Source organism: Bacillus sp. GMs2/2, from assembly GCF_050172095.1.
Taxonomy (GTDB): Bacteria; Bacillota; Bacilli; order Bacillales; family Bacillaceae_G; genus Bacillus_A; species Bacillus_A cereus.
Genome location: NZ_JBNLYE010000363.1, coordinates 1 through 3,874 on the forward strand (window position 1 = coordinate 1; position 3,874 = coordinate 3,874).

The following is a 3,874-nucleotide window of genomic DNA, read 5'->3' on the forward strand; positions in this document are numbered from 1 at the left end:
CATGCTTCTCCTCCTTTCTACTAATTCCTTCATCTAAGTTCTCACTCATTACAATCAAGATCCTTCTCCTTTTATTCCAATACGTAACTCATACTTTATCCGTTGCTATTTCAAGCCGGTTAATAAAGTAGCTTCCAAATTAAAATAAATCTTTAAAATCCCTATTCTTTAGTAAATAAGAAAACCCTTCTACATGATCGCCGGTAATTCTCAATACAGCTGGTGGATGTCCTACTGTTGCGAAGTGTTCATTTGGACGAATACGATTTGGTTTCATTACATCTACAAAATGGACACATCCGACTTTATACCCTTCTAATATTGCCTTTACTTGTGCAACACACGCTGTGTGAAGAGTGTCCCAGCCAATTCCCTCTAAACATTTTCTACTAATAGCATGGGGAACAGCAATTGTAGATCCTACCCCTAAATCTTTACGGTTACAAGCAATATTCAACATATATTTATATAAACTTACAATATATAGAGGAAATCTAAGATTTAAATTTAAATCATTTAAAACCATATCAACACCATCCGCAACAGCTTGCGTTAACGGATGAAGATCTTTTGCTGGAATAGCAAAATCAGCATCAATAAAGAGAAGTATATCCCCTATGGCTTCTTGTGCACCAATTGCCCGTCCTACATCATGCCCTAATCTTTCTTCATAAACAATTACTGTTGCCCCTGATTGCTTAGCGATTACTTCTGTCTGATCTGTTGACCCATTAATGACAACAATTATTTCTTTCGGTTCAATTTTTCTTGCCTCAAGAATAACTTCTTTAATCGTTGATTCTTCATTTTGTGCTGGTATAATAATTGATAACTGTTTTCCATTATAAATTGATGAATTCATTCCCCATCCTTTATGGAAACGTGAATAATTCTTTTGTTTTTTTAACTGCTCTATAATTTCTCTTTTTCTTCCTCCATCTGTATAGTTACCTCTATCATCTTTTCGTTGTAACCAACTCTCCAAAGCTTTTATATTTTCTTTAATCTCATATACTTCTAATTTAGTTAATTCATTTTTATAGAAAGAGGGTTCGTTTGCGGGCATATTATTCAAGGAGGTGTTAGTGATAGCTGACGAGGATTGTAGTCGCCACCCTTTCTCAATAAGAGTTACTTGGGACAGAATAGGGTTCTGCAAGATATCATATCCAATGTCTTCAATTGCTTTTTTAGTAATAGCATATGGCATAGATAACATCGAATCATATTTTAAATCCATACGCCCCAATACATCGTTTACTATTTTTCTATACACCATAGCAATACTTGGCCATTCTACTCTCATCTTTTCAAAACATACGGAGTCTATGTTATTTAAGATTACATCCTGTTCCTTTTTCAGTATCGGTTCTATAAATCGCTCTAATTCTACCGAAAAAATAACATCTTCCCCATCTAAAAATAAGACTACATCACCATTGGCGATTTTTGCCCCATGAACTGGTGCTTTCCGTTTACTTTTCTCCTCAATCACAACAACGTTACTTTCAACAAATGTTGGTATAGATTGTATCGCACTCATTCTATCATCAGCTACAATAATAATTTCTATCGGTTTTATATGCTGCACTTTATTTAAAATTTGATTCAATTTTGATTTTTCTTCTCCTAAAACTATAACGACTGATAGGTCCACTTCTTTTTGTTCTTCTTTTACAGTCTGATTAGGTTTTACTTTTTTTATATATTCAATTGTTTCACTCTTCCCTACAGCTGCATGCCCTGCTTTTTTATCAAAATATAAGTCAATTATAATTTGATTTACTTCCGTGTCTTTATCAAGTTGCTCTAATTCGGAAATAAATGGTAGCAAATGATTTTGCACATCAAATTCACACGCGAAATTTTGCAAAAAATAAATATTCGGTACATATTTAATGTGATTAAAAAATTTCACAACATTAATTCTTTCGCCAAATTTCTCCTCAACTTCTTCTCTTGATAAATTTGGATAAGACAAATCGAAAACTAGATTTATTGGTACAGGTATCCATTTTAATAAATTTGTTTGAGGATTATTAATTAAAGCTGTGGAGCCCTTAACGAATCCAGCTAAAATTAAAGACATAAATCCTCCCCCGGAACTGCCATAAAACAACACATTTTTCGAATCAACTTTTAACTTTGCAAATACTATTTCTAAAATATTTGCTATATCTTGTAAATAAAATCTATTTAACTCTCCCTGTCCCCAGCCTAAAGATAATTTTCCAAGATATAACGTAGGGTCATTATAATATATAACAGTATCTTCAAATTCATCCATCCAAGAATGTCGATGAAAAATAGGTGGACCAATTGGCTGTTCTTGAAACCCACCTGCTCCGGATCCAAAAACAATAGTGTTAGAAGCATCGGGCTTAATACGAATTAAAAATTCATACGTTACTTTATCCCAATCAACCTTGAGTATAAATGGTTCTGTAATTTGAAAATCCATTTGCCATAATTGTTCATATGAAATGTTAATTTTTTTGTACTGGTCTAACAGTTTAATCACCCTTTCCATCTATTTCAAGATGTTCTATTAAGTAAGAGAGAGCTTCAACGTGATCACCAATTATTCTTAATACTGCCGGAGGATGTCCATTGTGACTTACATTCTCCATTAAACGAATTCTATTCGGTTTTACAACATCAACGTAATGTACACATTCTACTCTATACCCTTGTAATATAGCTTTTACTTGTGCAAGACTAGGGCATAGTAAGCTTTCCCAGCCTATTGCATCTAAACATGATCTACTCATAGCATGTGGAATTGCTACTAATGAGCCATTGCTTAATTCTGGACGATTACATGCTAAATTAAGCATATATTTTACGACGTCTACAACATAAAACGGAGGATGTAACATCGGATTCAAATCATTTAATGCTATGTCTACACCAGCTGAAACTGCTTTTGTAAAATGATGCAAATTACTTCCTGAAACACTAAAATCACCATCAATAAATAAAAGAATATCTCCTGTAGCTTCAAGCGCTCCAATAGCACGTCCAACATTATGACCAAGTCGTTCGTTATATTCAATAATAGTAACACCAAGTCTTTTAGCAATATTAGCCGTTTGATCTGTCGAACCATTTACAACGACAATTATTTCTAGTGGTTCTATTTTTCTCGCCTCAAGTATTACTTGTTCTATAGTCTCTTCTTCATTTTGTACTGGTATAATGACAGAAAGCTGTTTCCCGTTATAAATTGAAGAATGCATTCCCCAGCCTCGATGATACGAAGGATACTGCTTGCTTTCACCTACTCTTTGAATAATATCTCTTCTTTTTCCTGCATCAGTAAAACCTACTCTTCTTCCCTTTTTCTCTATCCATTTGGATATACCAATTAAATATTTTTCCACTTTCTCTTTTTCATTTTCTAATAATTCTTTTTTAAATAAATACCCTTCTTCTTCTAACATTTCATCTTTAGATAACATTCTTATTGCATATTGATTGTTAATCCGCCAGCCTTGATTCACTATGTTCATATGAGCTAGAACGATATCTTTTATATAATCAAACCCGATATTTACCACTACTTCTTTCGTAAGTGCATATGGTAATGAAAGTATTGAATTGCTTTTTAAATCTGGTCGACTTAAAATTTCATTTAACATTTTTCTCCAAACAATATCCATATTCGGACATTTACCAACTTCTATAAATTTATCTATTTTGTTTAATACTACATCCGCCTGATTTGTAACAACTGGCTCAATAAAATTCTTCATTTCAGTTGAAGATAATAAAAAATTACTATCTAAAAATAACAATACATCTCCTTTTGCTGCCTTTACAGAAGCTTCATACCCATCATAATACGTACTATATTTATCCATCAAAACAATAT

The 3,874-nt window shown here is 32.8% G+C and carries 2 protein-coding genes; both read right to left on the minus strand.

Going from position 1 to position 3,874, the window contains the following annotated elements; genetic code table 11:
• Positions 1-139: 139 nt before the first annotated feature.
• On the minus strand, positions 140-2,461 hold the full coding sequence (locus tag ACQGS6_RS24295; RefSeq protein WP_142954747.1) for a glycosyltransferase: 2,322 nt from the start codon (positions 2,459-2,461) through the stop codon (positions 140-142).
• 52 nt (positions 2,462-2,513) lie between these two features.
• Positions 2,514-3,872 carry a glycosyltransferase gene (locus ACQGS6_RS24300; protein ID WP_426965728.1) on the minus strand — a complete coding sequence of 453 codons (1,359 nt, stop codon included), beginning with the start codon at positions 3,870-3,872 and terminating at the stop codon, positions 2,514-2,516.
• Positions 3,873-3,874 lie beyond the last annotated feature (2 nt).